Here is a 2,576-nt window from a genome sequence, read left to right as displayed (position 1 = left end):
TATTATCAATAAGTTATTAATTTGTCGATAGGTCTACAAAGGTACAAGAAATCCCATTTTAGGGAAAGTTTCTTAGTTTTATCATGGAAAATAAACACTTTCCCTAATAAGTTCTTTTTCGGTAAAGTTTAGATTCTTGTCTCTTTGAAATCAAGGGCTGTAGTCGTTTTTTTCCATTGCTAATTTAATCTTTTATGGGAAAGTTTTTTGGTTGAATCGCAAGTCTAGTGCTCTACAAGCCTTATGGGATATAGAGTTTTCTCTTATGTTACATTTACGCAGGAATGTGGTTAATACCCTTGTATAGAACAATTAACCGATACCGGTGATAATATGAAAATAACTATAGAGCAAAAACTAGCTCAGTTCAGCAATCAACTTGCAGTGGATGCGGATGCAGTATCATCTCAAAAAAATATGAGGTTTCTAAAAAATCTAGCCTTTGTTATTTTGTTTTCAGGATTAGTATCGGCTTTCACAAGTTATCTGGTTGCCACTCAGTTTCCAAGATACGTTAGAGTAGACGCTCCGAACAATTTATCGATAATAGATAGTAAAGTTCAGGTCTGGGAGGCTAAATCACTAAATACGAAAGAAGTTCAATTTGACAAACAAAAAGAGAGAAAATAATTACGATCGCATCCAAGAAAGATATTTACAAAAAAATGTTTCTATAACGTCACAATCTTTAATATATTTTATATATAGAAGTTAATAAAAAACGTCTCTATTTTTGGATATCGACAAGTTATTGTATAATGAATCATTATCGGTATTAACATAAGTATTACCTACGCTTATTAGTTTATGACTTGTTAAGACTAGAATTAAATAGAAAATTATTAATCTAAAAAAGAATCAATTATTATGAGAAGTTATAAAAATATCAACGTTACTAAAGCCGTATCAATATTAGCGGTTTCCGCTTTGTTATCTACTACCGCTTATGCAGGTAACGACGATAGTATGTTTGCTCTCGGTGCAAAAGTAGGGACGGCGGGAGTCGGTATTGAAGGCAGAGCACATATAGCCGATAATTTGTACGGACGGTTCGGCGTAAACTATTTACACTATAATCATTCCTTAGACAAAGGCTCATTAAATTACAAAGGCAAGTTAACCCTTCTAACAGTACCGTTAATGCTAGATTATCACCCGTTTGATAATTCCGGTTTTAGAGTGTCGGCAGGTATTGCTTATAACGGTAATAAGGTAACGGCTACCGCTAAACCGAATAAAACGGTTACTTTATACGGTGCAGACTATGCGCCGGAAGATTTAGGTACGGTTAAATCAAAATTAACCCTCGGTAGTAAAATTGCTTCGATAGTCAGTATCGGTTATGATAACTCGTTTATATCAGAGAGCTCTTGGAGCTTCAATGCAGAAGCCGGTGTTATGTACTCGGGTAAAGCGAAGATTAAAGTATCGGCTACCGGTCTTGCCGCAAATGATCAAGAAGTGATCGGTGATCTTAACCGAGATGCTAATAAAAGCTTGAACAAAGTTAAAAAATATTTAAAATTCTTGCCTATAGTTTCTGTCGGTATAAAGTATAATTTTTAGTATTTACAAGAAAAATTACATTCGTATTTTAGACAATATAAATTATAGAAATAGGTCAATACTCTATGCAAGAAGTAGTAGATTCACAGGATTTGCTTAATACTATAAGCAAGCTTGAAAAGCTCGAAGAAGAAAAGAACGAGCTAGCCGATGTGACAAAAGATGCTTACAACGAGGCTAAATCAAAAGGCTACGACGTGAAAATCATTAAGCACATCCTAAAACTAAGAAAAAAAGATAAAGACGCTTTAGCCGAGGAAGATAGTTTGATCGAACTTTATCGCGGAGCTGTGGGTATATAATTAACCTAATTTTGTTCGGTAGGATTTTTAAAAAAATAAATTGAGTTTAAATCAAAATAAGCCCATTTTTAAAAGGAATTATTTTTTAATATAGAATCAAATTAGGGAGAAAAGATAGCTCTTTAAAACACATCTAAACCGGATAAAATTTTAAGGTAAGAATACAAAAGTTAATAAATAGTTATTATATTAATACATAGTTCATGTTTAACCAAAAGCATACTTGAACTAAATTTTAAAAATTGATTGACCTTGCTAAGAAGTCCCTCCGTCAAAACTCTCCCCGCCTGAATTAACAAGGGGTTTCATGTCATAAACAGCTTACAAAATCCATAAGAAAATGGTATAATTACCGCATAAAGCTTACGGATTTTAAAATTATGCCTATAGAAAATATTACTTTTCTCCAAAAACAAGAAAGGTTATTTGAAGAGAAATTATCTACAAAACTAAATCCTAAAAACAAGTTATATAAACTAAGGGATTTAGTAAATTGGTCTGAACTTGAAGCCAGAGCATTGCCTAACATTGAAATCAAGCAATTTGGTAGAAATAAGAAAGATCATAGAGTAATGCTAGCACTATCAATGCTTCAAGCTATGTACAACGGTTCTGATTCGTTTACGGAGGAAGAGCTAAAGGAAAATATTTATTGGCAATATTTTTGTGGTTATGAATATTTGCAGCAAGATCTTGATGTGTCTGAAG

General features: G+C 32.8%; 4 protein-coding genes. All 4 read left to right on the top strand.

The genetic code is table 11. The features are described from left to right. Window positions 1–333 precede the first annotated feature (333 nt). Window positions 334–630, top strand: a complete 297-nt coding sequence (locus tag Megvenef_RS08770) for a hypothetical protein (protein WP_322777551.1) — start codon at window positions 334–336, stop codon at window positions 628–630. Window positions 631–867: 237 nt separating this feature from the next. After that, on the top strand, window positions 868–1,566 hold the full coding sequence (locus Megvenef_RS08765) for a hypothetical protein (RefSeq protein WP_322777550.1): 699 nt from the start codon (window positions 868–870) through the stop codon (window positions 1,564–1,566). A 65-nt stretch (window positions 1,567–1,631) separates the two neighbouring features. Then, window positions 1,632–1,868 (top strand): DUF2312 domain-containing protein, encoded by a 237-nt coding sequence (locus Megvenef_RS08760; protein WP_322777549.1) that lies wholly within the window; start codon window positions 1,632–1,634, stop codon window positions 1,866–1,868. Between the two features lie 380 nt (window positions 1,869–2,248). Continuing rightward, the coding region (locus Megvenef_RS08755; protein WP_322776028.1) for a transposase at window positions 2,249–2,576 on the top strand (328 nt) is incomplete at its 3' end.

The organism is Candidatus Megaera venefica (assembly GCF_034554655.1).
Classification (GTDB): Bacteria; Pseudomonadota; Alphaproteobacteria; order Rickettsiales; family Rickettsiaceae; genus Megaera_A; species Megaera_A venefica.
This window is presented reverse-complemented; position numbering and strand designations above follow the sequence as displayed.